We start from the raw sequence: 23,431 nt of genomic DNA on the forward strand, positions 1-23,431 counted from the left end.
TTTGACGGTAAGGCTTTTTTGCCCTACAATCCCCCTTGGACGCTGGGGCGTCGTCTAATGGCAGGACAGCGGACTTTGGATCCGCCGGTCGTGGTTCGAGTCCACGCGCCCCAGCCAGATTTTTTCATCGCATTTTCGCAGAGCTTGGGTAAACTGGCGCCGTGGCGGCGGAGTATCCGGGGCTTCTTCTATTAAGCCGCAACGAGGCGCTGCGGGCTTACGTGGAGCTGGTATTGGTGGAAACCGGTATCCCGATCCGCTACTTTGACTCCGCCAAGGAAGGCCTGTTCTGGCTTCTGGACCACACCCCGCGGGCAATCCTGCTGGACGAGGACCTGGACGTGGACCCCTTTGCCGCCGCGGTACGGATCCGCCACGTGAAGCGGCTCAAGGAGGTGCCCCTGGCGGTGCTCATCTCCCCCTCGGAGCGGCTTCGTGCCACGGCGGAGGTGGTCCGGGTTTTGCCCTTGGAAAAACCCTTAAGCCGCGAGAAGCTTTTCCACTTTTTGCGCCTTTCCCCCCAACAGGGAGAGCTTGGGTAAACTGGTGGGCGTGCGGCTGTTCCGCTGGCTCGTCATGGTGCTGTTGGGGCTTTTGGTGGGGGGGGGCTTCGCCTTGGGCTACCTGGCCTACGCCTACACCCGCCAACTTCCCGACCTTTCCCAGTTTGAGCGCCTGCGCCTCACCGCCACCTCGGTCCTTTACGCCCGGGACGGCACCCCCTTGGCCCAGATCGCCAGCGTGGAGGAAGGGCGGGCCATTCACCGGAGCCTGGTGCGGCTAAAGGATGTGTCCCCGGCGGCGGTGGCGGCCATCGTCTTCTCCGAGGACCGCCGCTTTTTCCAGCACTACGGGGTGGACTTCCTGCGGCTTCTGGGAGCGCTTTATGCCATCGCCCGGGGGGATTTGCAGGGGGGGAGCACCATCACCACCCAGGTGATCAAGAACACCCTCCTCAAGGAGCTGGCCCAGGCCCGTTCCCTGGAGCGGAAGTTCAAGGAATGGGCCTTGGCCTTGGAGTTGGAGCGGCGCTACACCAAGGAAGAGATCCTGGAAATGTACCTGAACGTGGTTCCCTGGGGCGGGAACGCCGTGGGGATCAAGGGGGCGGCGGAGGCTTACTTCGGCAAGGACCCGGCCGCCTTGACCTTGGCGGAGGGGCTTTACCTGGCCTCCCTCATCCCCGCCCCCAACGCCCGCTACCAGGATCTAAAGGGGGTGCGGGAGCGGATGCGCCTCCTATTGGACCAGATGGTGGCGGAGGGGTGGGTGAGCCCTGAGGTGGCCGAGGCCGCCTGGCGGGAGCCCCTGGTGCCCAAGGGGTGGCAGGCCCGCTACGACGGGAAGGGGAACCTACTGGAGGCCCGGCTGGTGGACCCCGAGGCCCGGCTGTTGCGCCAGCTGGACTTCCGCATGGCCCCCCACTTCGTCATGGAGGTGCGGCGCTTCCTCGAGGCCCGCTTCGGAAAGGACAAAATCTACGGAGAAGGCGGACTTAAGGTTTACACCACCTTGGACCCCGCCATGCAACGGGCGGCGGAACGGGCGGCCCGGGGAGCCCGCCTGCCCGAGGGGGCGGAGCTCGCCATCGTGGGCTTGGACCCGGAAACGGGGGAGGTCTTGGCCCTGGTGGGGGGCATCCGGCGGGAAGGGGACGAGTACAACCGGGCCACCCGGGCCCTCAGGAACCCGGGGAGCGCCGTGAAGCCCTTCGTCTACGCCACCGCCTTTGAGGAGGGCTTCACCCAGGCCAGCCTGGTCCCCGACCGCCCCCTGGAGTTCCCCGATCCCAGCCAGCCTGGGGGGGTGTGGCGGCCCAAGAACTTCTCCGGGACCTTCCTCAACCGGGAGATCAGCGTGCGCTACGCCTTGGACCTTTCCTTGAACCTTCCCGCCATTTACACCGCCAACGCCATCGGGGTGGAGAAGGTGGCGCAAAAGCTTTCCCAGGCGGGCTTCGCCGTGCGCTACCCCACCTTGGCCATCGCCATCGGCGGGGCCTCCATCACCCCCGTGGACCTGGCCGCCGCCTACGCCTCCTTTGTGAACGGGGGGTACCGGGTGGCCCCCCTTTACGTTCTGCGGGTGGAGGACGCCGAGGGAAGGGTGCTCTACCAAGCCTCCCCGGAGCGGCGCCCCCTCTTTAGCCCCCAGGTGGCCTACCAAGGGTGGGACCTGCTAAAGGGCTACGTCTACGACCTGGGGGAGAAGGGCCTGGCCAAGGGGGCCCGCATCCCCGGGCGGGTGGTGGGGGGGAAGACAGGAACCACCAACGAGGCCAGGGACCTCTGGTTCGCCGGAGTGACCCGGGGGCTTTCCGCCGTGGTCTGGGTGGGGCGGGACGACAACAAGCCCTTGCGCATGGGGGGGCGGGAGCCTTCCAGCTCCGTGGTGAACCCCCCCATCTGGCGGGCCTTCGTGGCGGAGGCCCTAAGGGGCCGCCCGGGGGGTGACTTTCCCCCGCCTCCTGGGCTTGTGCAGGCCCAGGTGGACCTGGTTTCGGGAATGCCCTCGCAAGCGGGCGTGGCCATGTGGTTCCCCCAGGGCAAGGTCCCCCTTCCCCCGGCGGAACCGGCACCCCCCGCTTCGCCCGAGGCCACGGGCCAGGCGGCCCCAGAAGCTTCCCCAGAAGCACCCGTGGAGGAACCCCATGGAACATCGCCCTGACCTAAGCCATGTGCGCATCGTCTTGGTGGAGCCCCAGGAGCCCATGAACGTGGGGGCGGTGGCCCGGGCCATGCGCAACTTCGGGCTCTCCCGGCTTTACGTGGTCAACCCTCACCCCCGGGTGGGGCCGCCTTGGGCCCGGGAGGCCTACTGGCTGGCGGTGCACGCGGAGGACGTCCTGGACCGGGCGGTGGTGGTCCCCACCTTGCCCGAGGCCTTGGCGGGGACCCAGTTCGTGGTGGCCACCACGGGCCGCCCCCGGGAGCTTTACCCCGCCCCCGTGGTCCCGGCTTGGGAGGTGCCCCGCCACGCCCTCGCCGTGGCGGGGGAGGTGGCCTTGGTCTTCGGCCGGGAGACCTTCGGCCTCACCAACGAGGAGCTAGACTTAGCCCACCTCATTGGCACCATTCCCACCGCCCCGGAGCAACCCTCCTTGAACCTGGCCCAGGCGGTGGTGGTCTTCGCCTACGAGCTTTTCAAGGCGGCCCTGGGTGGCCTCGAGGCCAGGGAGGAGCTGGCCCCGGTGGAGGCCTTGGAAGCCCTTTTCGCCGACTTGGGGCGGTACGTGCTGGAAATCGGCTTCACCGACGCCCGCCGCCACCCCTACGCCATGCGCCGCCTGCGCCGCATCCTGCACAAGGCAAGGCTTGCCCCGGGAGAGGTGCAGCTCCTGCGGGGGCTCCTCCACCAAAGCCGTTACGCGCAGGGGAAGAAGGATGGCTAGCCAAAGCCTTTACCGCTTGGTCCGCCTGGCGCAGCGCCTTTTGCCGCCCCTCATCGCCTTGGTGGTGGTGGCCTTTGAGGTGGCCCTCTTGCCCTACCGCCACGTGGACGCCTTGCTCTGGCTTCGCCTGGGGTTTTACGGCCTGGTGGGGCCCTTGGTCACCTACGCCGTGTTGGAGTGGATCGCCCAGGAGGTTTTGGAGAAGGTGCGGGCGGAAAGGGCCCTGGAGGAGGCCAACCGCAGGCTTCTGGCGGCGGGGCGGGTCTTCCGCGAGGCCCTGGAAAGCGAGAACCTGGAGGAGGCGGTGCACCGCGTGGCCCTGGCCTTGCGGGAAACCTTGGGCTACCCGGTGGCCCTCGAGGCGGAGGGGGTGCGGGCGGGGGAGGAGTGCGGGGGGGTGAGGGTGGAGCTTCCCGGGCTAAGGGGGTACCTGGAGGCCTGCCCCCCGCCCCGGAACGGGCCTTCCTGGAGGTGCTCGCCCACGAGGTGGGGGGGGCTTTGCAGTCCGTGGTGGCGCGAAGCCGCGACCTCCTCACCCTCTTTGAGGTGGACCAGGCCCTAAAGGCCGAGGCCAACCTGGACCGCCTTCTGGAAAACCTCCTGGAGCGCATTCGGGACTGGGCGGGGGCGGAGGGGGGCGGGGTGCTCCTTTTGGACGAGGAGGGGTTCTTGGTGCCCCGGGTGGTGCGGAACCTGTCCCTCCCCGCCCACCCTTTCCTTCCCGAGGGCCCGTGGAAGGGGGCCTTGGAGGGCCCCGTCTTCGTGGCCCCCAAGACCCTGGCCCTGCCCCTGAAGGCCCGGGGGACGGTGGGGGTCTTGGTCCTAAAAGGGGAAGACCTTTCCCGGCGCATCCCCTTCCTTTCCTTCCTGGCCTCCCAGGTGGCCTTGGCGGTGCGGAACGCCCAAGCCTACCTGAGGGCGGAGGAGCTCGCCATCAACGAGGAGCGCACCCGCATCGCCCGGGAGATCCACGACGGCCTGGCGCAAAGCCTGGCCTTCATGGCCTTGAAGCTGGACCTGGCGGAAAGGCTTTTGGACAAGGACCGGGAGGCGGCGCTAAGGGCTTTGGCCGAGGTGAAGGACACCTTAAGGAGCCAGATCCGGGAGGTGCGCCGGAGCATCTTCGCCCTAAGGCCCATTGACCTGGAGCGCTACGGCTTCCTGGAGTCCGTGCGGCGCTACGCCCAGGCCTTCGCCGAGCAGGCGGGGTTTAGGGTCCACCTCTCCTTGCCCGAGGCGGTGGGGCTATCCCAGGCCAGTGAGCTCGTCCTCTTCCGCGTCCTGCAGGAGGCCCTCACCAACGCCGCCAAGCACGCCAAGCCCACCCGGGTGGAGGTGGTCTTGGAGCCTTTGGGGGAACGGGGGCGAGGCTTGTGGTGCGGGACAACGGCCAAGGCTTTCAAAACCCTGAGGCCCAGGGCCTGGGCGGCTTTGGCCTGACCCAAATGCGGGAGCGGGTGGAGGCCAGGGGGGGGCGTTTTTGGGTGGCCTCGGCCCCGGGGAAGGGCACGGAGGTGGGGGCGGAGGTGCCCTACTAGGCGTCCTATGATGGGAGGCGTGGAGCGTCCCGTGCGCGTGCTCTTTGTCTGCTTGGGCAACATCTGCCGGAGTCCTTTGGCGGAGGGGGCCTTCCGCAAGCTCCTAAGGGAGCGGGGACTCGAGGCCCACTTTGAGGTGGACTCCGCGGGCACCGGGGCCTGGCACGCGGGGGAGCCCATGGACCCCCGGGCCCGGCGGGTCTTGGAGGCGGAGGGGGCCTACTTCCCCCACGTGGCCCGGGCCATGACCCGGGAGGACGCCCTATACTACGACCACATCCTGGTCATGGACCGCAAGAACCTGGAGGAGGTCCTGAGGCGCTTCCCCGAGGCCCGGGGCAAGGCGCGGCTCCTTTTGGACTACCTGGGCGGGGGAGAGGTGAAGGACCCCTACTACGGCGACTACCAGGACTGCCTCGAGGCCTACTGGACGGTGGAGGCCGCCTGCAAGGCCTTCCTGGAGGTCCATGGACCCCAAAACCCTCCTCCGGCGGGCGGGGCTTGAGGTGGAGGGTACCCCCCTTCCCCTCCACGGGGGGGATATGGCCCGGGTGTGGCGGGTGGGGCCCTACGCGGTGAAGCTGGCGGAAAACCCCCCGCTGGGCTTCTTCGCCGCGGAGGCGCGGGGGCTTAGGGAGCTCGGAAAAAGGGGGGTCAGGGTGCCCGGGGTGTTCCACGTGGCCGAGGAAGGGCTTGTGCTGGAGTACCTGCCCCCGGGCCCGGAGGACTGGGAGGGGCTTGCCGCCATGTTGGCCCACCTCCACCGAAAGCGGGAGGAGGCGTACTGGGCCGAGCCGGGCTTCCTCGGCACCTTCCCCCTGCCGGGGAGGCGGGGAGGGGACTGGACGGAGTTCTTCTACCTCCGCTGCGTGGAGCCCTTGCTCCAGGCCACCTGGGACCGCCTGGAGGGGCTTGGGCCTAGGGTGGAAGCCCTCTTCCGAAGGCCCCTGCCCACAGAGGGCCCCGCCCCCCTCCACGGGGACCTTTGGCGCGGCAACGTCCACTTCGCCCAAGGGGGGCCGGCCCTTTTGGACCCTTCCTTCTTCGTGGGGGAAAGGGGTGTGGACCTGGCCATGATGCGGCTTTTCGGCGGATTTCCCACCGCTTTTTGGCAGGCCTACCAGGCCCTTTACCCGCTGCCCGAGGAGGTGGAGCGGGCTCTCCCCCGGTACCAGGTGTACTACCTCCTCGCCCACGTGCACTTCTTCGGCAAAGGTTATCTGGGGGCGCTATGGAAGGCGATTTCCGCCTCTTAGGCCCCATTGACCTCCTGCAACTTTTGGCCCAGGGGGGCAAGACGGGCGTCTTCCTGGTGGAGGGGCCGGGCGGAGCGGGGGAGGTTTACCTGGAGCGGGGCCGCCCCGTGCACGCCGCCTTCGCGGGTAAGGCGGGCCGGGAGGCCCTTTTGGAGGTCCTGGCCCTGAAGGAGGGGCGTTTCCGCTTCCACCTGGGCGCCAAGGCCCCCCTCACCACCCTTGCCGGCCCCTTGGAGGCGTACCTCCTCGAGGCCATCCGTTCCCTGGACGAACGGGTGGAGGTGGGCCCCTTTGACCTGGTGCGTCCCTCGGCTCGCCTGGAGGCGGTGGGGGCCACCCTGGACCCGGTGGAGCTCGCCCTCCTTCAGGACCTAGGCCGGGGGAAAAGCCCCTTGGACCTGGTGGGGAGGTGGCCCCTGGAGGAGGTGCTGAAGCGCTTGGGGCACCTGGCCCGGCTCAGGCTGGTGGAGGTGGCCCCACGGGTGCCCCGCACCGCCAAGCTCCGGGTGGCCTTGGGGAAGCGGGGGGCCCAGGTGGAGGCCCTGCTCCTCAAAGCCTGGCGGGTCCACTACGGCCCCTTCGCCCAGGTGCGGGTCAAGGGGGCAAGGGAGGTCCTCTTGCCCGTGGAAGGGGTGGAAGGGCTTGGGGTGGAGCTCAGGCTTTCCCCCGAGCTCCTCCTCTTCCACGGGCTCAAGGTGGGAGAGGAGGTCTTGGTCTGGCCCGAGGTATAGTGGCCCCATGCGGGAAGCTCTGGTGGCCTTGGAATCCGCCCTCCTCACCCACGGCCTGCCCTATCCCCTGAACCTAAAGGTGGCCCTGGAGCTGGAGGAGGCGGTGCGGGAGGAGGGGGCAATCCCCCGCACCATCGCCCTCTTTCGGGGTGAGGTGCGGGTGGGCTTGAAGCGGGAGGAGATGGAACTTTTGGCAAAGGGCGGGGCGGAGAAGGCGAGCCTTTGGAACCTGGCGGCCCTCTTGGCCCAAGGGAAAAGCGCCGGCACCACGGTGGCGGCCACGGTCCACCTGGCCCACCGCCACGGGATCCAGGTCTTCGCCACCGGGGGCATCGGTGGGGTGCACCCCGAGCCCCATGATGAGAGCGCCGACCTTTTGGCCCTGGCCCGCACCCCCATCCTGGTGGTGGCCGCGGGGCCCAAGGCCATCCTGGACCTTCGGGCCACCTTGGAAAGGCTGGAGACCCTGGGGGTGAGCGTGGTGGGCTACCGCACGGACCGCCTTCCCGCTTTCTTCTCTCCCGCCTCCCCCTATCCCGTGCCCGCCCGGGTGGAAAGCCCCCGGGAAGCGGCCCAGGTTTACCGGAGGGCCAAGGAGCTTGGCCTAGGGGCGGTGCTTCTGGTGAACCCGGTCTCCGAGGGCATCCCTTACGAGAAGGTGGCGGCGTGGGTGGAGGAGGCGAGCCACCAAGCGGCAAGGGAGGGCGTTTTCGGCAAGGCCCTTACCCCCTACCTCCTCCGGCGGCTTTCCGAGCTTTCCCAAGGGGAGACGGATCGGGTGAACCGGCGCCTCCTCCTGGAAAACGCCCGGTTGGCGGCCCAGGTGGCCCGGGCGCTTGCGGCGCTAGAATAGCCTTGTGTGCGAGCTCGGGGAAAGGCTTAGGCGGGCGCGGGAGGAGAAGGGCCTAAGCCTTAAGGAAGCGGCGGAGCGGCTTTCCTTGAAGGTGCGGGTCCTGGAGGCCCTCGAGGCCTGCCGCTTTGAGGCGTTGCCCGAGCCAGCCTTGGCCCGGGGGTACCTGAGGCGCTACGCCCTCCTTTTGGGCTTGGACCCTGAGCCCCTCCTGGCCCTCTACCCTGCGCCTTCCCCCAAAACCTTCCCGCCCCCGCCGAAGGGGCGGGCCCGGCGGCCCTTGGGGCTTTGGCTGGCCCTATTCCTCGCCCTGCTCCTGGGCTATGGGGCCTACTTGCTCCTCCGGCCTGAGCCCAAGCAGGTGGTGGTCCTCCCCGAGGCGCCGCCCCCTCCCGCCCCCGCCCGCTACACCCTGCGGGTGGTGAGCGAGCCCCCGGGGGCCCGGGTGTACCTGGACGGGTTTTACCTGGGCCAGACCCCCTTGGCCACCCCCCCGTTGGAGGGGGGGAGGCGGGTGTTAAAGGTGGAGCTTCCGGGCCACGCCCCTTGGGAAGAGGAAATCGTTTTGAACAAAGACCTTTCGCTGAACGTGCGGCTCACCCCCACGGAAAATCCCCTGCCCGAAGGAGCTTCCCCCTCGCCAGGGGAGGGAAAACTGGTCCTGCGGCTGGAGGGGCGGAGCTGGCTTAGGGTGACCCAGGGGGAGAAGCGGCTTTACGAGGGCATTCCCGAGGTGGGGAGCGAGCTTCGCTTTGACCTTCCCGTGGAGGTGCGGGCCGGGAACCCCGGGGGGGTGCGGGTCATCCTGGACGGGAAGGACTTGGGGCTCATGGGGGAACCGGGCAAGCCCCTTACCCGGAGCTTCCCCTAGGCGTGGCCTGGGGTCCCGGCTATACTTAGGCCTTGTTGGGGCCCTGCCCCAAGGAGCGCTATGGCAAAGATCGGCTTTGTGAGCCTGGGTTGCCCCAAGGCTTTGGTGGACTCCGAGCAGATCCTCTCCCGGCTCAAAGCCTTAGGCTACGAGACGAGCCCCACCTACGAGGAGGCTGACCTGGTCATCGTCAACACCTGCGGCTTTATCACCCCGGCGGTGGAGGAGAGCCTCGAGGCCATTGGGGAAGCCCTCAAGGAAAACGGCCGGGTCATCGTCACGGGGTGTTTGGGGGCACGGCCCGAGGTGATCCAAAGCCGCCACCCGGAGGTTGTGGCGATCACGGGGCCAGGGGAGGTGGAGGGGGTCTTGGCGGCGGTGGCGCAGGTCCTACCCCCTTCCCGGGACCCCTTCTTGGACCTGGTGCCGCCCCAGGTGAAGCTCACCCCCAAGCACTACGCCTACCTGAAGCTTTCCGAGGGGTGCGACCACCGCTGTAGCTTCTGCATCATCCCGAGGCTTCGGGGAAGGCTTCGCTCCCGGGACGCCGCCGAGGTCTTGGCTGAGGCGGCACGCCTGGTGGCCACGGGGACCCAGGAACTCCTCCTCATCGCCCAGGACCTTTCCGCCTACGGGGTGGACCTGGGCCACCGGGCAAGCTTTTGGGGGGACCGCCTGGTGCGGGCGGAGCTTAAGGACCTCCTCGCCCACATGGCGGAGCTTGGGGCCTGGATCCGCCTCCACTACGTCTACCCTTACCCCCACGTGAAAGACCTCCTTCCCCTCATGGCCGAGGGGAAAGTCCTCCCTTATTTGGACGTGCCCCTGCAACACGCCTCCGAGCGCATCCTGCGCCGCATGCGCCGTCCCGGGGGGTACCAAAGCCACCTCAAGACCCTTAAGGCCTGGCGGGAGGTGGTGCCGGAACTCGCCCTCCGCTCCACCTTCATCGTGGGTTTCCCCGGGGAGACGGAGGAGGATTTTCAGATCCTTTTGGACTTTTTAGAGGAGGCGGAGCTGGACCGGGTGGGGGTCTTCCCCTACTCCCCGGTGGAAGGGGCGGAGGCCAACGCCCTGGACGGCCACGTGCCCGAAGAGGTGAAGGAGGAGAGGAAGGCGCGGCTCATGGAGCTCCAGGCCCGGGTCAGCCTGCGGAAAAACGAGCGCCTGGTGGGAAAAACGTTGGAGGTCCTGGTGGACGAGCTTCCCGAGCCAGGCCTCGCCGTGGGCCGCACCTACCGTGACTCCCCCGGCATCGACGGGGTGATGTACGTGGAGACGGACGGCACGGTGCGGGTGGGGGAGAGGATCCAGGCCCGGGTAACCCGCGCAGACACCTACGACCTTTACGGGGTCCAGGTTTAGCATAGGAGGCGTATGTACATCGTCATCGCCGGGGGTGGGGAGGTGGGCGGGGAGCTCGCCCGCACCCTGGAGAAGGCCCACGAGGTGGTGGTCGTTGACCGCAACCCCCAGGCCAAGGAGCGCCTGGCCCACCTGGACGTGAAGGTGGTGGTGGGGGGGGCCACGGACCCCGACACCCTGCGGGAGGCGGGGGTGGATCGGGCCGACCTCTTCATCGCCAGCACGGACTCCGACGAGGTGAACCTCCTCGCTTCCCTCCTGGCCAAGGGGCTTGGGGCCAAGGAAACCCTTTGCTTCGTGGGCAAGGGGGGGTACGTGGAGGTGTTGGCCGATCCCCGTACGGCGGAAATCCTCGGCACCCGCATTGACAAGGTGCTCTGGCCCCAGCGGGCCATGGCCCGGGAGATCGTGGAGGTGATCTTGGTGCCCGGGGCGGTGGACACGGAGGTTCTGGCGGGGGGAAGGCTCCGCTTCGTGGAGTACCGGGTGAAGGAAGGGGGGCCTTATGCCCACCGCCTCTTGGCGGAGGAGGTCTGGCCCGAAGGGGTGTTGGTGGTGGGGGTGGTGCGGGACGGGGCTTTCCTGAGCTTCGCCCACCCCGATTTCCCCGAGCTGGTGCTAGAGCCCGGGGACAAACTCCTTTTCGTCACCACCTTAAAGGCTTTTCCCGAGCTCGAGGCCTGCTTCGCCACGGGCCGGGGGGTGCGGCGGGTCATGATCCTGGGCGGGGGGAATGTTGGCTTCATGGTGGCCCAGGAGCTCTTGCGCAGGCGGCTAGAGGTGGTGATCATTGAACCCAACCGGGAGCGGTGCGAGTGGCTTTCCCAAGAACTTCCCGGGGCCTTGGTGATTCAGGGAGACGGCACGGACCTGGAGCTTTTGGAGGCGGAGGGGATGCAGGAGGCGGACGCCGTGGTGGCGGTGACGGATAACGACGAAAAGAACCTCCTGGCTTCCCTCTTGGCCAAGCAGCTTGGGGTAGGTAAGGTCATCACCCGGGTTTCCCGCTCGGAAACCCGAAGGCTCTTTGAGCAGGTGGGGATTGACCTCCCCCTCACGCCGCGACAGGCGGCGGTGCGGGCGGTATTGGACTTCCTGGGACCGGAAAACGTGGAGCATGTTTCCACCATGGACGAAAACATAGAGCTTTTGGAGGTGGAGCTTCCGGAGGACTTCCAGCCCAGGGCTTTGAAGGCCTTGGCCGGGCCCCAGGTGGCCCCCGTGGCCCTGGAGCGGGACCATCGGGTGATGCTGTACCGGGAGGACCTGTTGGCCCTCCCCGGGGATCGTCTCTTTTTGGTGGCGGCCCGGGAGGTGGCGGATGAGGCCGTGGCCCGCATCGCGCGCTAGACCGGGGTTCCGCTCCAGCCTTTACCTGCTTGGCCTTACCTACCAGGGGATGGGGGTGATCCTTTTCCTCTTCGCCCTTCTGGCCCTCCTCCTGGAAGAGGACGCCCGGGGCTTCGCCTTTGGGGCCCTCCTTGGCGTGGGCTTCGGGAAGGTGCTTCAGGCCCTAGGCCACCCACAGGCACAGCCCCGGAGGGCCGAGGTCTTCGCCAGCGTGGCCCTCCTATGGATCCTGGTGCCCGTCTTGGGGGCGGTGCCCTATTGGGTTTCCGGGGGGATGGGCTACCTGGATGCCCTTTTTGAGTCGGTTTCCGGCTTCACCACCACTGGGGCCACGGTCTTGACGGATTTCGGCCGCTTTGGTCAAAGCCTCTTCCTGTGGCGAAGCCTTACCCAGTGGATGGGGGGCATCGGTATCGTGGTGCTTTTCCTCGTCATTTTTCCCCAGCTTCAGGTGGCGGGGCGGCAGGCCTTCTTCGCCGAAAGCACGGGGGTGGAAAAGGAGCGCCTGACCCCGAGGCTCCGGCACACCGCCCTGGCGGTGCTGAAGGTCTACTTGCTCCTCACGGTCCTGGCCTTCCTCGCTTACTGGGGGGCGGGCGTTCCCGTTCACGAGGCTCTGTCCAACGCCCTCACCACCATTCCAGCCGGGGGGCTCAGCCCCAACCCGCAAAGTTTCGCCGCCTACGCCCCCTTGGCCCAGTGGGCGGGGGTAGTCTTCATGTTCTTGGCAGGGGTGAACTTCCTCCTTCAGTACCGCCTCCTGTTTGGCCGGGAGGTGAGGCCCCTTTGGCGCGATGCCGAGTTTCGGGCCTATCTGGGCGTCGTCCTTCTTTTTGGGGCGCTTCTCGCCCTTTACCTCTACACGCACCACATGTACGGGCTGGAGGCAAGCCTCCGCCACGCCTTTTTCCAAGTGGTTTCCATCCTCACCACCACCGGCTTCGCCAGCGTGGACTTCGCCCAGTGGGCGGTTCCGGCCCAGGCTCTTTTGGTCTTCTTGATGTTTATCGGGGGCAGCGCCGGTTCGGGGGCGGGGGGCATTAAGGTGGTCCGGTGGCTCCTCCTTTTCGGGCTTTTGCGGCGGGAGGTTACCCGCACCCTGCACCCCCAGGCGGTCCTTCCCTTGCGCCTGGGGGAGCGGGTGGTGTCGGAGGAGGCCCTCAGGCAGGTTGCTGTTTTTGTCTTCCTCTATACCGTGCTCTTCGGCCTGGGGACCTTGGCCTTGGCCCTTTTGGAAGGGGATTTCGTGGTGGCTTTCACCGCCAGCGCCCAGGCCATCGGCAACATCGGCCCTGGTCTTGGCCCGGTGGGGCCCATGGGTTCGTACGCCGAGCTTTCCCCTTTTTCTAAGCTCGTCCTGATTTTCCAGATGTGGGCCGGGCGCATTGAGATCTTGCCCGTGGTCCTCCTTTTTAGCCCCGAGCTGTGGCGCAGACTTCGCTAGGGGTTTTGGGTATAATCTCCCCCCGTGAGAACCCTTGGCCACATCACCGCCATGCCCCTCCTACCTGGGCCCTTGCAGGGCCTAAGGGAACTGGCCTATAACCTTTGGTGGAGCTGGAATCCTGAGGCGGCGGAGCTTTTTCAAGAGATAGATCCTTTGCTGTGGAAGCGCTTCCGGGGAAATCCGGTGAAGCTCCTCTTGGAGGTGGACCCGGCCCGCCTCGAGGCCTTGGCCACCACCAGCTACCCCGCCCGGGTGGAAGCCGTGGTGGGGGCCTTGCGCCGCTACTTGGAGGAACGGGGGGCCAAGCGGGGGCCCTTGGTGGCCTACTTTTCCGCGGAGTACGGCTTCCACAGCTCCTTGCCCATCTACTCTGGGGGGCTTGGGGTCTTGGCCGGGGACCACGTGAAGGCGGCGAGTGACCTGGGGCTGGCTTTGGTGGGGGTCGGGATCTTCTACCACGAGGGCTACTTCCACCAGCGCCTTTCCCCGGAGGGGGCACAGCTTGAGGTCTATGAACCCTTACACCCCGAAGAACTTCCCCTTCTTCCCGTCCAAGACGCCGAGGGCCGGCCCCTAAGGGTGGGGCTGGACCTGCCCGGGCGGCGGCTTCTTTTGGGGGCCTACCGGGTCCAGGTGGGGGCGGTGCCCGTCTATCTCCTCACCGCCAACCTGCCGGAAAACGCCCCCGAGGACCGGGCCATCACCGCCCGGCTCTACGCCCCGGGCTTGGAGATGCGCCTGTTGCAGGAGATGGTCTTGGGCATCGGGGGGGTGCGGCTTCTGCGCGCCTTGGGCCTTGCCCCCCAGGTCTTCCACATGAACGAGGGGCACTCGGCCTTCTTGGGCTTGGAGCGACTTCGGGAGCTTCTTGCGGAGGGGCACTCCTTCCCCGTGGCCTTGGAGCTGGCCCGGGCTGGGGCCCTCTTCACCACCCACACCCCTGTGCCCGCGGGGCACGATGTCTTTCCCTTGGACCTCTTGGAGCGCTACCTGGGGGGCTTCCTTGAGGGCCTGGGCGTGGGGTGGGAGGCGGTGCTGGCGTTGGGCCTCGAGGAGAAGCCCTGGGGCAGGGTCTTTTCCATGTCCAACCTGGCCCTTTCCACCAGCGCCCAGGCCAACGGCGTGTCCCGGCTTCACGGGGAGGTGTCCCGGCGCATGTTCCACCACCTTTGGCCTGGGCTTCTCCTCGAGGAGGTCCCCATCGGCCACGTGACCAACGGCGTCCACACCTGGACCTTCCTCCATCCCCGCCTCCGCCGCCACTACGCCGAGGTCTTCGGGCCCGAGTGGCTCAAGCGCCCGGAAGACCTCTCCACCTGGAAGGTGGAAGGCCTGGGGGAGGAGTTTTGGCGCATCCACCAAGAGCTCCGGGGCGACTTGGTGCGGGAGGTGCGCCGCAGGCTTTACGAGCAGCGCCGCCGCAACGGGGAAAGCCCAAGCCGCCTGCGGGAGGCGGAGCGGGCCTTGGACCCGGAGGCCCTCACCATCGGCTTTGCCCGCCGCTTCGCCACCTATAAGCGGGCGGTCCTCCTCTTCAAGGACCCTGAAAGGCTTCTTAAGATCGTGCGGGGGCCCTACCCGGTCCAGTTCGTCTTTGCCGGCAAGGCTCATCCCAAGGACGAGCCGGGGAAGGCCTACCTGCAGGAGCTGGTGGCCCGGATTCGGGAACTGGGCCTCGAGGACCGCATGGTGGTCCTGGAGGACTACGATATGTACCTGGCCCGCGTCTTGGTCCACGGCTCGGATGTCTGGCTCAATACCCCCCGCCGCCCCATGGAGGCTTCGGGAACGAGCGGCATGAAAGCGGCTTTGAACGGCGCCCTGAACCTGAGCGTGCTGGACGGCTGGTGGGCCGAGGCCTACAACGGCAAAAACGGCTTCGCCATCGGGGATGAGCGCATCTACGAGAGCGAGGAGGCCCAGGACATGGCGGACGCCCAGGCCCTGTACGACGTGTTGGAGTCCGAGGTTCTCCCCCTCTTTTACGCCGTGGGCTCCGAGGGCTACTCCTCCGGCTGGCTTTCCATGGTCCACGAGAGCCTGCGCACCGTGGGGTCCCGCTTTAGCGCCGCCCGCATGGTGGGGGAGTACGAGGCCCTCTACCAGACGGGAGAGGCTTGGTCCGAGCGGGCTAGGGCCCAGGGGGAGCTTCTTAGGGCCTTTCACGAAGCCCTCCCCGCCTTCTTTGCCTTAAGCCTCAAGGTGGAGGTGCCGGGGGACCTCACCCTAAACGGCACCCCCATGCGGGTGCGGGCCTGGGTGGAAGGGGAGGTGCCCGAGGCCCTGCGGCCCTTTGTGGCCGTGGAGCTCGTGGTGCGCCGGGCGGATGGCGCCCTCGGGGTGGTGCCCCTGGAGCCAGAAGGGGATGGCTATAGCCTGGCCTACCGCCCCCCTCGGCCCGGAAGCTACGCCTACGGGGTGCGCCTTGCCCTAAGGCATCCCATCACCGGCCGGGTGGGGTGGGTGCGCTGGGCCTAGGCTTGCCCCGGGCAAAGGGGCGTTATAATCTTGCGGTGTACGCAAGGGGGTATGACATGAAAAAGCTACTTGTCTTGGTAGGGCTTTTGGCGCTTTCCCTGGGGCTTGCCCAGGTGCGGAGCATGGACCAGATCAGGCGCTCCGGGGAGATCCGCATCGGGACGGAGGGGGCCTTCCCCCCCTTCAACTACTTTGATGAGAAAAACCAGCTCACCGGCTTTGAGATTGACCTGGGCAACGCCATCGCCAAGAAGCTTGGCCTGAAGCCGGTCTGGATCACCCAGGCCTTTGATAGCCTCCTGATCCAGCTCAACCAGGGCCGGTTTGACTTCGTCATCGCCTCCCACGGCATCACCGAGGAAAGGGCCAAGGCGGTGGACTTCACCAACCCCCACTACTGCACGGGTGGGGTGATCGTGAGCAAGAAGGGGGGACCCAAAACGGCCAAGGACCTCCAGGGCAAGGTGGTGGGCGTGCAGATCGGCACCACCTATATGGAGGCGGCGCAGAAGATCCCCGGGATCAAGCAGGTGCGCACCTACCAGAAGGACCCGGATGCCCTGCAAGACCTCCTGGCGGGCCGCTTGGACGCCTGGATCACCGACCGCTTCGTGGCCAAGGAGGCCATCAAGGAGCGCAAACTGGAGAACACCCTCCAGCTGGGCGAGCTCGTCTTCCAGGAAAAGGTGGCCATGGCGGTGGCCAAGGGCAACAAGAGCGTCCTGGACGCCTTAAACGGGGCCCTGGCCGAGCTGATGAAAGACGGCACCTACGCCCAAATCTCCAAGAAGTGGTTTGGGGAGGACGTGCGCTGCCGGTAGCCCTTTTTTGACCCAAGGGCCCTTGGCCCTTGGGGTTTTCTTCTGCCCATGCCCCTTTGGCTTCGCTTCCTCTTGCTGCTGGTCCTCCTCTTGGGGGGCTACTTCCTCTTCTTCGCCCTGTTGGGGTTTGCCCTGGAGCGCTACTTCCTCCTCACGGGCTTCGGCCCGGAGCGGGCGGCCTCCGCCAGCCAGGCCATGGCCCTGGGGGCGGAGATCACGTTAAAGCTCACCTTAATCTCGGGGCTTGCGGGCCTCATCATCGGCGTCTTTGCCGGGATGTTTCGGCTTTCCTCCCGGGCTTGGGTGCGGCTTCCCGCCACCTTTTACATCTGGGTAACCCGGGGTACCCCCCTCTTGGTGCAGATCCTCTTTGCCTATAACGCTCTGCCCCTTTTGCTCCAGCCCCTCTGGCCCGAGGCCCAGCAGGCCCTGACCCCTTACTGGGCAGCCTTCATCGCCCTTTCCTTCAACGTGGGGGCCTACAACGCCGAGGTGGTGCGGGCGGGGATCCAGGCCATTCCCAAGGGGCAGTGGGAGGCGGCCTGGTCCTTAGGGCTCTCCCCGGCGGACACCATGCGCTTCGTGGTCCTGCCCCAGGCCCTGCGCATCGTGGTGCCTCCTTTGGTGAATAACGTGGTGGCCCTCCTTAAGGATTCCTCCTTGGCCAGCGCCATAGCCCTCACCGAGCTCGCCCTTTCCGGGCAACGGATCATCTCCGCCACCTTCCGCCCGGTGGAGGTGTACTTGGCGGTGGCGGCCATTTACCTCCTCCTCACCACGGTGCTCACCGCCTTTACCAACCGCTTAGAAACGCGCTTGAAGGTGCCGGGGCGCTAGGGGTTGTCCCCATTTGGGGCCCCCGGTATACTGCCTTCGGTTAAGGAGGTGTAAAGATGCGGCTAAAACGCTATCTGCTTGCAGGGTTCGCCCTCTTGGGGCTAGGCTTCGCCCAGGAGTTCATCACCATCGGGTCTGGTTCCACCACCGGCGTCTACTTCCCCGTGGCCACGGGCATGGCCAAGCTGGTGAACGATGCCAACGTGGGGATCAGGGCCAACGCCCGCTCCACCGGGGGGAGTGTGGCCAACATCAACGCCATCGCCGCCGGGGAGTTTGAGATGGCCTTGGCCCAAAACGACATCGCCTACTACGCCTACCAGGGCTGCTGCATCCCCGCCTTTGAGGGCAAGCCGGTGAAGAGCATTCGGGCCCTGGCCGCCCTCTACCCCGAGGTGATCCACATCGTGGCCCGGGCCGACGCCGGGATCCGCACCGTGGCCGACCTCAAGGGCAAGCGGGTGGTGGTGGGGGATGTGGGCTCCGGCACGGAGCAAAACGCCAGGCAGATCCTCGAGGCCTACGGCCTCCGCTTTGAGGACCTGGGCCAGGCCATTCGGGTGAGCGCCACCCAGGGCATCCAGCTCATGCAGGACAAGCGGGCGGACGCCCTCTTCTACACCGTGGGCCTGGGGGCGAGCGCCATCCAGCAGCTGGCCCTCACCACCCCCATCACCCTGGTGGCGGTGGATTTGGGCAAGGTGCAGGCCATCGCCAAAAAGTACCCCTTCTACGTGGGCTTTAACATCCCCGGCGGCACCTACAAGGGCGTGGACGTCACCACCCCCACGGTGGCGGTCCAGGCCATGCTCATCGCCTCGGAAAAGCTTTCCCCCGACGCCGTGTACAAGTTCATGAAGGCGGTCTTCGGCAACCAGGAGGCCTTCAAGAAGATCCACCCCAACCTGGAGCGCTTCTTTAGCCTGCAAAGGGCGATGAAGGGGCTTCCCATCCCCTTGCACCCTGGGGCGGAGCGCTTCTACAAGGAACTAGGGGTCTTGAAGTAGGCGGAAAGCGTTGGCCAGGGGCCCCGCCCGGGGCCCCTTTTCCCTGGCGGTGAAGGAGGAAGGATGACGGACGCCAACCTTTTGGTGGAGGAAAGCGAGCTTGGGGGAAGGCGCCCTAAGGGGGTGGGGCGGTTCCTCCTTTTGGGTTTGGGGGTGGCCTGGAGCCTCTTCCAGCTTTGGGCCACGGAGGTGGGCACCCTGGACCCTTTTCGGCTCAGGGCGGTCCACCTGGCCTTCGCCTTGGCCTTGGCCTTCCTGGCCTACCCGGGAAGGCGGGGGCCTAAGGAAAGCATTCCCCTTTTGGACTGGGCCTTGGCCCTTCTGGGCGTGGTGGGGGCTTTGTACGTGGTGGTGGACTACTACGGCATCACCCAGCTTCGGGGGGGCATCCCGAGCGAAAGGGACGTGGCCTTCGGCACCCTCACCCTCCTCGTCCTCTTCCTCGCCGCCTGGCGGGTGGTGGGGCCCGCCCTGCCCCTCATCGCCTCGGTCTTCGTCCTCTACGCCCTCACGGGCCCCAAGGGGCTTCTTCCCTTTAGCCTGCCCTCCTGGCTCCAGCTCCACGCCGGAAGCCAGTGGAGCCAGCTTGTGGGCCAGCTCTACACCACCGCCGAGGGCATCTGGGGGGTGCCTTTGGGGGTTTCCGCCACCTTCGTCTTCCTCTTCGTCCTCTTTGGCGCATTGCTGGACAAAGCGGGGGCGGGCCGATTCCTCATCCAACTGGCCTATGCCCTCCTAGGGACCTACCGTGGAGGGCCTGCCAAGGCGGCGGTGGTGGCCAGCGCCCTTCACGGCATGGTGTCCGGTTCGTCCGTGTCTAACGTGGTGACGGTGGGGAGCCTCACCATCCCCCTCATGAAACGGGTGGGGTATCCCCCCGAGACTGCGGGGGCCATAGAGGTGGCCTCGGGTTCCAACGGCCAGCTGATGCCCCCGGTTATGGGGGCGGCGGCCTTCATCATGGCTGAGTTCCTGCAGATCCCCTATGGCGATCTCATCGTGATGGCCGCTTTGCCCGCCATCTTGGCGTACGCCACCTTGTTTGTGGTGGTCCACCTCGAGGCCCTCCGCATGGGCCTAAAGGGAGTACCCCGCCACGAGCTGCCTCCGGTGGGCCCCGTGTTGCGCTCGGGCTTCCACTACCTAATCCCTCTAGGTTATCTCATCTACGCCCTCGTCATAGCCCACCTGACCCCGGAGCGGGCGGCCCTGAACACGGTGGGTCTGTTGATCGGCCTCATCCTGCTTCAGGAAGCCTACTGGGCCTTTCGCCAAGGGCGGGGCCTAGGGGCTGGTCTGGTCCGGGGAGTCTGGCTGGTGGTGGAGGGGCTGGAAGCCGCCGCCCGCAACATGGTGGGTATCGCTCTGGCCACGGCCACCGCCGGAGTGATTGTGGGCATCGTCACCATGACCGGCATTGGCTTCGGCCTCACGGACATCGTGGAGCGCTTTTCCGGGGGGAACCTCATCTTGGTCCTCGTTCTGGCCCAGCTCACGAGCCTCCTTTTGGGCATGGGCCTTCCCACCACCGCCAACTACATCGTCATGGCCTCCTTGGTGGTTCCCGTGGTGCTTAATCTGGCCGAGAAAGCGGGCTATGCGGTGCCTCCGGTGGCCGCGCACCTCTTTGTGTTTTACTTCGGCATCATGGCCGATTCCACCCCTCCCGTGGCGCTGGCGGCCTATGCGGCCAGCGCCATCGCCAAGTCGGATTTCTGGAAAACGGGGATCCAGGGCTTTATCTACGAGATGCGCACGGCATTTTTGGCCTACATGTTCTTCTTTAACCCCAAGCTGCTGTTGATTGGGGTGAGCGGGTGGCTCGAGGGCTTAGAGGTGGCCCTCAGCGGCTTTGCGGGCATGGTGGCCTTCGCTGCCGCCACCCTTGGCTTTTTGCATAAACCCATGGGCTGGCTCGCCCGCTTGGTCCTGTTGCTGGCGGCGCTGAGCCTGGTGACTCCCGGTATACAGACCGACCTCCTGGGCGGGGTTCTCCTCTTGGGGGTATATCTATGGCAAAGGCTCAGGACGCCATGAGGCCCATCATCCGCATCCACAACCTGCACAAGTGGTTTGGCTCCCTGCACGTGCTGAGGGGCATCCACCTGGAGGTGGCTCCCGGGGAGAAGCTGGTCATCATCGGCCCTTCGGGCTCGGGGAAGAGCACGCTCATCCGGTGCATCAACCGCCTGGAGGACTTCCAGGAGGGGGAGGTGGTGGTGGACGGGCGCAACGTGAAGGAGGAGCGCGCCTTGAGGGAGGTGCGGCGGGAGGTGGGGATGGTCTTCCAGCAGTTCAACCTCTTTCCCCACATGACGGTTTTGGAGAACATCACCTTGGCGCCCATGCGGGTGCGGGGCTGGTCCAAGGAGAGGGCGGAGGGGAAGGCGTTGGAGCTCTTGGAGCGGGTGGGGATTTTGGACCAGGCGCGGAAGTACCCGGGGGAGCTTTCGGGGGGTCAGCAGCAGCGGGTGGCCATTGCCCGGGCGTTGGCGATGGAGCCGAAGGTGATGCTTTTTGACGAGCCCACGAGCGCCTTGGACCCGGAGATGGTGGGGGAGGTGTTGGACGTGATGCGGGACTTGGCGCGGGGTGGGATGACGATGCTGGTGGTGACGCACGAGATGGGGTTTGCGCGGGAGGTGGCGGACCGGGTGATCTTCATGGACCGGGGACAGGTGGTGGAGGAGGGGAGGCCGGAGGAGATCTTCACCCGGCCCAGGGAGGAAAGGACCCGGGCCTTCCTGGAGCGGGTGCTGCACCATTGAACCGTGGACCCCTTCTTCCAGGCACTAAGGGCCTTGGCCGACCCCAAGGCTCCCTACCCTCATCGCCGGAGGGGGCTTCGCCTTTACGCCCTTTCCCTTTTGGGCCTACAGGGGCTTTTCCTCTTCCTTCTCGCTCCCCTGGTGCCCAGGGCTGGGCACCCTTCCCTTTGGCCCTTGGCCTTCCTGGGCGGGGGTTGGCTCCTTTGGCTCGGGACGCAAGCCCTAAAGGAGGAAACCCTCCTTGCCCCCTTGGTGGCGGCGGGGCTTGGGGCTTCCCTGGCCTTTTTCCTCGGGGTTATGGGGCTTCTCCTTTGGCCCTTTGGCCTCGCCCTTTTCCCCTTGGGCCTTTTGGGGTTCACCCTTCTCCTCAGGCGGGCCGAGGCGGCCTTGGGGCGAGGAGGTGGGGGAGGTCCTTGAGGCGCAGGCGAGACAGGGCCTGGATTTCCCGAAGCTTTTCCTGGGCGCGCTTCTGCCCGAGAGTGTAGACCAGGGGAAGCTTTTCGTGGTCAAAGGTGTCTATGGGGAAGGGGGGGTCTAGGGAGAGGACCAGGTCCGCCCCCTGCAGGGCCAGCTCCTTAAGCCGCCTGCGGCTCGCTTCGCCCGCCAGGAGGACGGCCTCGAGGGCCGTCTTGGGCGGCTCATTGGGCGGGGGGTTGGACACGTCCACCGCCACCACCTTGGGAAAAAGGGCCTTGGCTGCCCGCACGGGCACCTTTTCCGCCACGTCCCCGTCCACCAACAGCCTCCCTTCCCAGGCCACCGGGGGGAAGAGCCCGGGAATGGCGGCGCTGGCCAACACCGCCTTCCACGCCGGGCCTTGCCGGAGGACCACCGCCTCCCCCGTGAGGAGGTCCGCCGCCTGGATGGCCAGGGGGATGGGGCTGTCCTCGAGCCTGGCCTCGCCAAAGAGGCGCTTCAGGCCCTCGGCCACCTTGGCGGTGTCCGCCAGGGCCTGCCGCCTAAGGGCGGAGAAGAGGCGGGCGAGGAGGCGGAGGTTTCCCGCACGCCTCAGGTTCGCTACCTCCTCGTCAAAGACCGCCTGGTGCACCTTCCAGGGGTCCTTATGGCCGAAGGCCCAGGCGCAGGCGGCCAGGGCCCCGGCGGAGCTTCCCGCCAGGCCCCGGATTGGGATGCCCGCCTCCTCCAAGACCCAAAGCACCCCCAGGTGGGCGTACCCCCGCACGCCCCCTCCCCCCAAGGCCAAGGCCACGCCCCTCATGGCCCCAGGATAAAATGTCCCCATGCGGCCCGACCTTTCCCGGGTGCCGGGGGTGCTGGGGGAGATCGCCCGGAAGCGGGCCCAAGAGGTGGCCCCGTACCCCCTGCCCGCTCCCCCGCCCGTGCCTTCCTTCAGGAAGGCCCTCCTCCTTCCTGGCCTTTCCCTCATCGCCGAGGTGAAGAAGCAAAGCCCCTCCGAAGGGGCTATCCGGCAGGTGGATCCCGTGGAGGCGGCCCAGGCCTACGCCCGTGGGGGGGCGCGGGCCCTTAGCGTCCTCACCGAGCCCCACCACTTTGGAGGGAGCTTGGAGGACCTTTGGCGGGTGCGGAAGGGGGTAGCCCTCCCGGTTTTGCGCAAGGACTTCGTGGTGGACCCCTTCATGCTGGAGGAGGCCCGGGCCTTTGGGGCGAGCGCCGCCCTTCTCATCGTGGCGGTGCTGGGGGAGCTCACGGGGGCTTACCTGGAAAGGGCGAGGGCGTTGGGCTTGGACGCCCTGGTGGAGGTGCACACGGAAAGGGAGCTGGAACTGGCCCTCGAGGCCGGGGCGGAAATCCTCGGCATCAACAACCGCGACCTCGCCACCTTGCGCATAGACCTCTCCACCGCTCCTCGCTTGGGCCGCCTGGCCCGGGACCGGGGCTTTTCCGGGGTGTTGGTGGCGGAGTCGGGCTATGGCCGACGGGAGGAACTCAAGGCCTTGGAAGGGCTTTTTGACGCCGTCCTCATCGGCACGAGCCTCATGCGCAACCCTGACTTGGAGGGGGCGGTGCGGGAGCTTGTAGGATAGCCCCATGCTGGTCATCCCCGCGGTGGACCTCAAGGGGGGCAAGGCGGTGCGGCTCTACGAGGGGCGTCCCGAGGCGGAAACCGCCTACGGAGACCCGGTGGCGGCGGCGCTCCGCTGGCAGGAAGAGGGGGCGAGGCTTTTGCACCTGGTGGACCTGGACCGGGCCCTGGGCACCGGGGATAACCGGGAGGCCCTTTCCCGCATCGCCGAGGCGCTTTTCGTCCCCTTCCAGGTGGGCGGGGGGATCCGCTCCCTGGAGAGCCTACAGGAGGTCCTCTCCCTGGGGGCGAGCCGGGGGGTGGTGGGCACGGTGGCGGCGAAGGACCCTGCCCTTCTGGAGACGATGTTGGCCCAAGCGGGCCCAGAGCGGCTTGCCGTGGCCCTGGACGCCCGGGGGCTTAGCGTGGTGGTTTCCGGCTGGCAGGAGGCCACGCCCCTTTCTGCCCTAGACCTCCTTCGGACCTGGGAGGCCATGGGTGTCCGCTGGGTCATCTACACCGACGTGCGCCGGGACGGGACGTTGAAGGGATTGGACCTGGAGGTGGTGGCCCGGGTGCGTGAGGCTTGGCCCCACACCCTCATCGCCGGGGGGGGGATTGCGGGGCCGGAGGACCTTCTCGCCCTTAAGCGCCTTGGCGTGGAAGGGGCCTTGGTGGGGAAGGCCCTTTACGAGGGTAGGATACGGCTCAAGGACTTCGCCGTATCCTAGGGGGGT

Annotated in this window: 21 protein-coding genes, 1 tRNA gene and 1 pseudogene; 22 read left to right on the forward strand and 1 reads right to left on the reverse strand. The window is 66.9% G+C overall.

The annotated features are described in order from the left end of the window. The first annotated feature begins 43 nt into the window (after positions 1–43). The 20 genes and pseudogenes from QT17_RS10350 to QT17_RS10445 all read left to right on the forward strand — a co-directional run bounded on the left by QT17_RS10350 (position 44) and on the right by QT17_RS10445 (position 21,127). Positions 44–117 (forward strand) — tRNA-Gln (locus QT17_RS10350). A 44-nt stretch (positions 118–161) separates the two neighbouring features. Beyond that, entirely contained in the window at positions 162–542 is a 381-nt protein-coding gene (locus QT17_RS10355) for a hypothetical protein (RefSeq protein ID WP_039459786.1), read from the forward strand. Positions 543–576: 34 nt separating this feature from the next. Next, positions 577–2,667 (forward strand): transglycosylase domain-containing protein, encoded by a 2,091-nt coding sequence (locus tag QT17_RS10360; protein ID WP_152607391.1) that lies wholly within the window; start codon positions 577–579, stop codon positions 2,665–2,667. After that, positions 2,651–3,391, forward strand: coding sequence for an RNA methyltransferase (locus QT17_RS10365; RefSeq protein ID WP_039459787.1), 741 nt, complete (start codon positions 2,651–2,653; stop codon positions 3,389–3,391). The genes QT17_RS10360 and QT17_RS10365 overlap by 17 nt, the downstream gene beginning before the upstream one ends. Further along, positions 3,384–4,929 (forward strand): annotated as a pseudogene (locus tag QT17_RS14900) (GAF domain-containing sensor histidine kinase). Before QT17_RS10365 ends, QT17_RS14900 begins: the two are co-directional and overlap by 8 nt. Positions 4,930–4,939: 10 nt before the next feature. Continuing rightward, positions 4,940–5,434 (forward strand): low molecular weight protein-tyrosine-phosphatase, encoded by a 495-nt coding sequence (locus QT17_RS10375; RefSeq protein ID WP_039459918.1) that lies wholly within the window; start codon positions 4,940–4,942, stop codon positions 5,432–5,434. Continuing rightward, positions 5,397–6,185 (forward strand): fructosamine kinase family protein, encoded by a 789-nt coding sequence (locus QT17_RS10380; RefSeq protein WP_039459789.1) that lies wholly within the window; start codon positions 5,397–5,399, stop codon positions 6,183–6,185. The genes QT17_RS10375 and QT17_RS10380 overlap by 38 nt, the downstream gene beginning before the upstream one ends. Then, a complete protein-coding gene (locus tag QT17_RS10385) occupies positions 6,161–6,916 on the forward strand; it encodes a DUF4388 domain-containing protein (RefSeq protein WP_039459791.1) in 756 nt (251 codons plus the stop codon). Before QT17_RS10380 ends, QT17_RS10385 begins: the two co-directional genes overlap by 25 nt. 7 nt (positions 6,917–6,923) lie before the next feature. Next, positions 6,924–7,769, forward strand: a complete 846-nt coding sequence (locus QT17_RS10390; RefSeq protein WP_039459792.1) for a pseudouridine-5'-phosphate glycosidase — start codon at positions 6,924–6,926, stop codon at positions 7,767–7,769. Between the two features lie 4 nt (positions 7,770–7,773). Next, positions 7,774–8,637 (forward strand): RodZ domain-containing protein, encoded by an 864-nt coding sequence (locus tag QT17_RS10395; protein ID WP_039459793.1) that lies wholly within the window; start codon positions 7,774–7,776, stop codon positions 8,635–8,637. A 60-nt stretch (positions 8,638–8,697) separates the two neighbouring features. Beyond that, positions 8,698–10,002, forward strand: a complete 1,305-nt coding sequence (gene rimO / locus QT17_RS10400) for a 30S ribosomal protein S12 methylthiotransferase RimO (protein WP_039459795.1) — start codon at positions 8,698–8,700, stop codon at positions 10,000–10,002. Between the two features lie 12 nt (positions 10,003–10,014). Beyond that, positions 10,015–11,352, forward strand: a complete 1,338-nt coding sequence (trkA, locus tag QT17_RS10405) for a Trk system potassium transporter TrkA (RefSeq protein ID WP_039459796.1) — start codon at positions 10,015–10,017, stop codon at positions 11,350–11,352. Beyond that, positions 11,324–12,796, forward strand: coding sequence for a TrkH family potassium uptake protein (locus tag QT17_RS10410; RefSeq protein WP_039459797.1), 1,473 nt, complete (start codon positions 11,324–11,326; stop codon positions 12,794–12,796). The genes trkA and QT17_RS10410 overlap by 29 nt, the downstream gene beginning before the upstream one ends. Positions 12,797–12,820: 24 nt before the next feature. Next, complete coding sequence (gene glgP / locus QT17_RS10415; RefSeq protein WP_152607387.1) at positions 12,821–15,277, forward strand: alpha-glucan family phosphorylase; 2,457 nt, start codon at positions 12,821–12,823, stop codon at positions 15,275–15,277. Positions 15,278–15,333: 56 nt separating this feature from the next. Then, complete coding sequence (locus QT17_RS10420) at positions 15,334–16,098, forward strand: ABC transporter substrate-binding protein (RefSeq protein WP_039459799.1); 765 nt, start codon at positions 15,334–15,336, stop codon at positions 16,096–16,098. Positions 16,099–16,146: 48 nt separating this feature from the next. Beyond that, positions 16,147–16,935: an amino acid ABC transporter permease gene (locus QT17_RS10425; protein WP_039459800.1), complete on the forward strand. Its 789-nt coding sequence runs from the start codon at positions 16,147–16,149 to the stop codon at positions 16,933–16,935. A gap of 56 nt (positions 16,936–16,991) precedes the next feature. Beyond that, positions 16,992–17,942: a TAXI family TRAP transporter solute-binding subunit gene (locus tag QT17_RS10430; protein ID WP_039459803.1), complete on the forward strand. Its 951-nt coding sequence runs from the start codon at positions 16,992–16,994 to the stop codon at positions 17,940–17,942. Between the two features lie 63 nt (positions 17,943–18,005). After that, on the forward strand, positions 18,006–19,979 hold the full coding sequence (locus QT17_RS10435; protein ID WP_039459805.1) for a TRAP transporter permease: 1,974 nt from the start codon (positions 18,006–18,008) through the stop codon (positions 19,977–19,979). Continuing rightward, entirely contained in the window at positions 19,976–20,710 is a 735-nt protein-coding gene (locus tag QT17_RS10440) for an amino acid ABC transporter ATP-binding protein (protein WP_039459921.1), read from the forward strand. Before QT17_RS10435 ends, QT17_RS10440 begins: the two co-directional genes overlap by 4 nt. A gap of 3 nt (positions 20,711–20,713) precedes the next feature. Further along, positions 20,714–21,127 (forward strand): hypothetical protein, encoded by a 414-nt coding sequence (locus QT17_RS10445; RefSeq protein ID WP_039459807.1) that lies wholly within the window; start codon positions 20,714–20,716, stop codon positions 21,125–21,127. Here QT17_RS10445 and QT17_RS10450 read toward each other — a convergent pair. Then, positions 21,078–21,929: a patatin-like phospholipase family protein gene (locus tag QT17_RS10450; RefSeq protein WP_039459809.1), complete on the reverse strand. Its 852-nt coding sequence runs from the start codon at positions 21,927–21,929 to the stop codon at positions 21,078–21,080. The genes QT17_RS10445 and QT17_RS10450 overlap by 50 nt on opposite strands. A 22-nt stretch (positions 21,930–21,951) precedes the next feature. Between QT17_RS10450 and trpC the strand changes: the two genes are divergently transcribed. Beyond that, positions 21,952–22,716, forward strand: a complete 765-nt coding sequence (trpC, locus tag QT17_RS10455) for an indole-3-glycerol phosphate synthase TrpC (protein ID WP_039459810.1) — start codon at positions 21,952–21,954, stop codon at positions 22,714–22,716. A gap of 4 nt (positions 22,717–22,720) precedes the next feature. Beyond that, positions 22,721–23,425 (forward strand): 1-(5-phosphoribosyl)-5-[(5-phosphoribosylamino)methylideneamino]imidazole-4-carboxamide isomerase, encoded by a 705-nt coding sequence (gene hisA, locus QT17_RS10460; protein ID WP_039459812.1) that lies wholly within the window; start codon positions 22,721–22,723, stop codon positions 23,423–23,425. Positions 23,426–23,431 lie beyond the last annotated feature (6 nt).

This window comes from Thermus sp. 2.9 (assembly GCF_000794385.1).
Lineage (GTDB): Bacteria > Deinococcota > Deinococci > Deinococcales > Thermaceae > Thermus > Thermus thalpophilus.

Bases quoted from the DNA above. Each gene is read 5' to 3' on its own strand.
- QT17_RS10365 (WP_039459787.1), top strand. From the start codon at position 2,651: ATGGAACATCGCCCTGACCTAAGCCATGTGCGCATCGTCTTGGTGGAG.
- QT17_RS10390 (WP_039459792.1), top strand. From the start codon at position 6,924: ATGCGGGAAGCTCTGGTGGCCTTGGAATCCGCCCTCCTCACCCACGGC.
- QT17_RS10425 (WP_039459800.1), top strand. From the start codon at position 16,147: ATGCCCCTTTGGCTTCGCTTCCTCTTGCTGCTGGTCCTCCTCTTGGGG.
- QT17_RS10420 (WP_039459799.1), top strand. From the start codon at position 15,334: ATGAAAAAGCTACTTGTCTTGGTAGGGCTTTTGGCGCTTTCCCTGGGG.
- QT17_RS10375 (WP_039459918.1), top strand. From the start codon at position 4,940: ATGGGAGGCGTGGAGCGTCCCGTGCGCGTGCTCTTTGTCTGCTTGGGC.
- QT17_RS10450 (WP_039459809.1), bottom strand. From the start codon at position 21,929: ATGAGGGGCGTGGCCTTGGCCTTGGGGGGAGGGGGCGTGCGGGGGTAC.
- trpC (WP_039459810.1), top strand. From the start codon at position 21,952: ATGCGGCCCGACCTTTCCCGGGTGCCGGGGGTGCTGGGGGAGATCGCC.
- QT17_RS10380 (WP_039459789.1), top strand. From the start codon at position 5,397: ATGGACCCCAAAACCCTCCTCCGGCGGGCGGGGCTTGAGGTGGAGGGT.
- QT17_RS10440 (WP_039459921.1), top strand. From the start codon at position 19,976: ATGAGGCCCATCATCCGCATCCACAACCTGCACAAGTGGTTTGGCTCC.
- rimO (WP_039459795.1), top strand. From the start codon at position 8,698: ATGGCAAAGATCGGCTTTGTGAGCCTGGGTTGCCCCAAGGCTTTGGTG.
- hisA (WP_039459812.1), top strand. From the start codon at position 22,721: ATGCTGGTCATCCCCGCGGTGGACCTCAAGGGGGGCAAGGCGGTGCGG.
- QT17_RS10430 (WP_039459803.1), top strand. From the start codon at position 16,992: ATGCGGCTAAAACGCTATCTGCTTGCAGGGTTCGCCCTCTTGGGGCTA.
- QT17_RS10435 (WP_039459805.1), top strand. From the start codon at position 18,006: ATGACGGACGCCAACCTTTTGGTGGAGGAAAGCGAGCTTGGGGGAAGG.
- QT17_RS10360 (WP_152607391.1), top strand. From the start codon at position 577: ATGGTGCTGTTGGGGCTTTTGGTGGGGGGGGGCTTCGCCTTGGGCTAC.
- QT17_RS10410 (WP_039459797.1), top strand. From the start codon at position 11,324: ATGAGGCCGTGGCCCGCATCGCGCGCTAGACCGGGGTTCCGCTCCAGC.
- trkA (WP_039459796.1), top strand. From the start codon at position 10,015: ATGTACATCGTCATCGCCGGGGGTGGGGAGGTGGGCGGGGAGCTCGCC.
- QT17_RS10385 (WP_039459791.1), top strand. From the start codon at position 6,161: ATGGAAGGCGATTTCCGCCTCTTAGGCCCCATTGACCTCCTGCAACTT.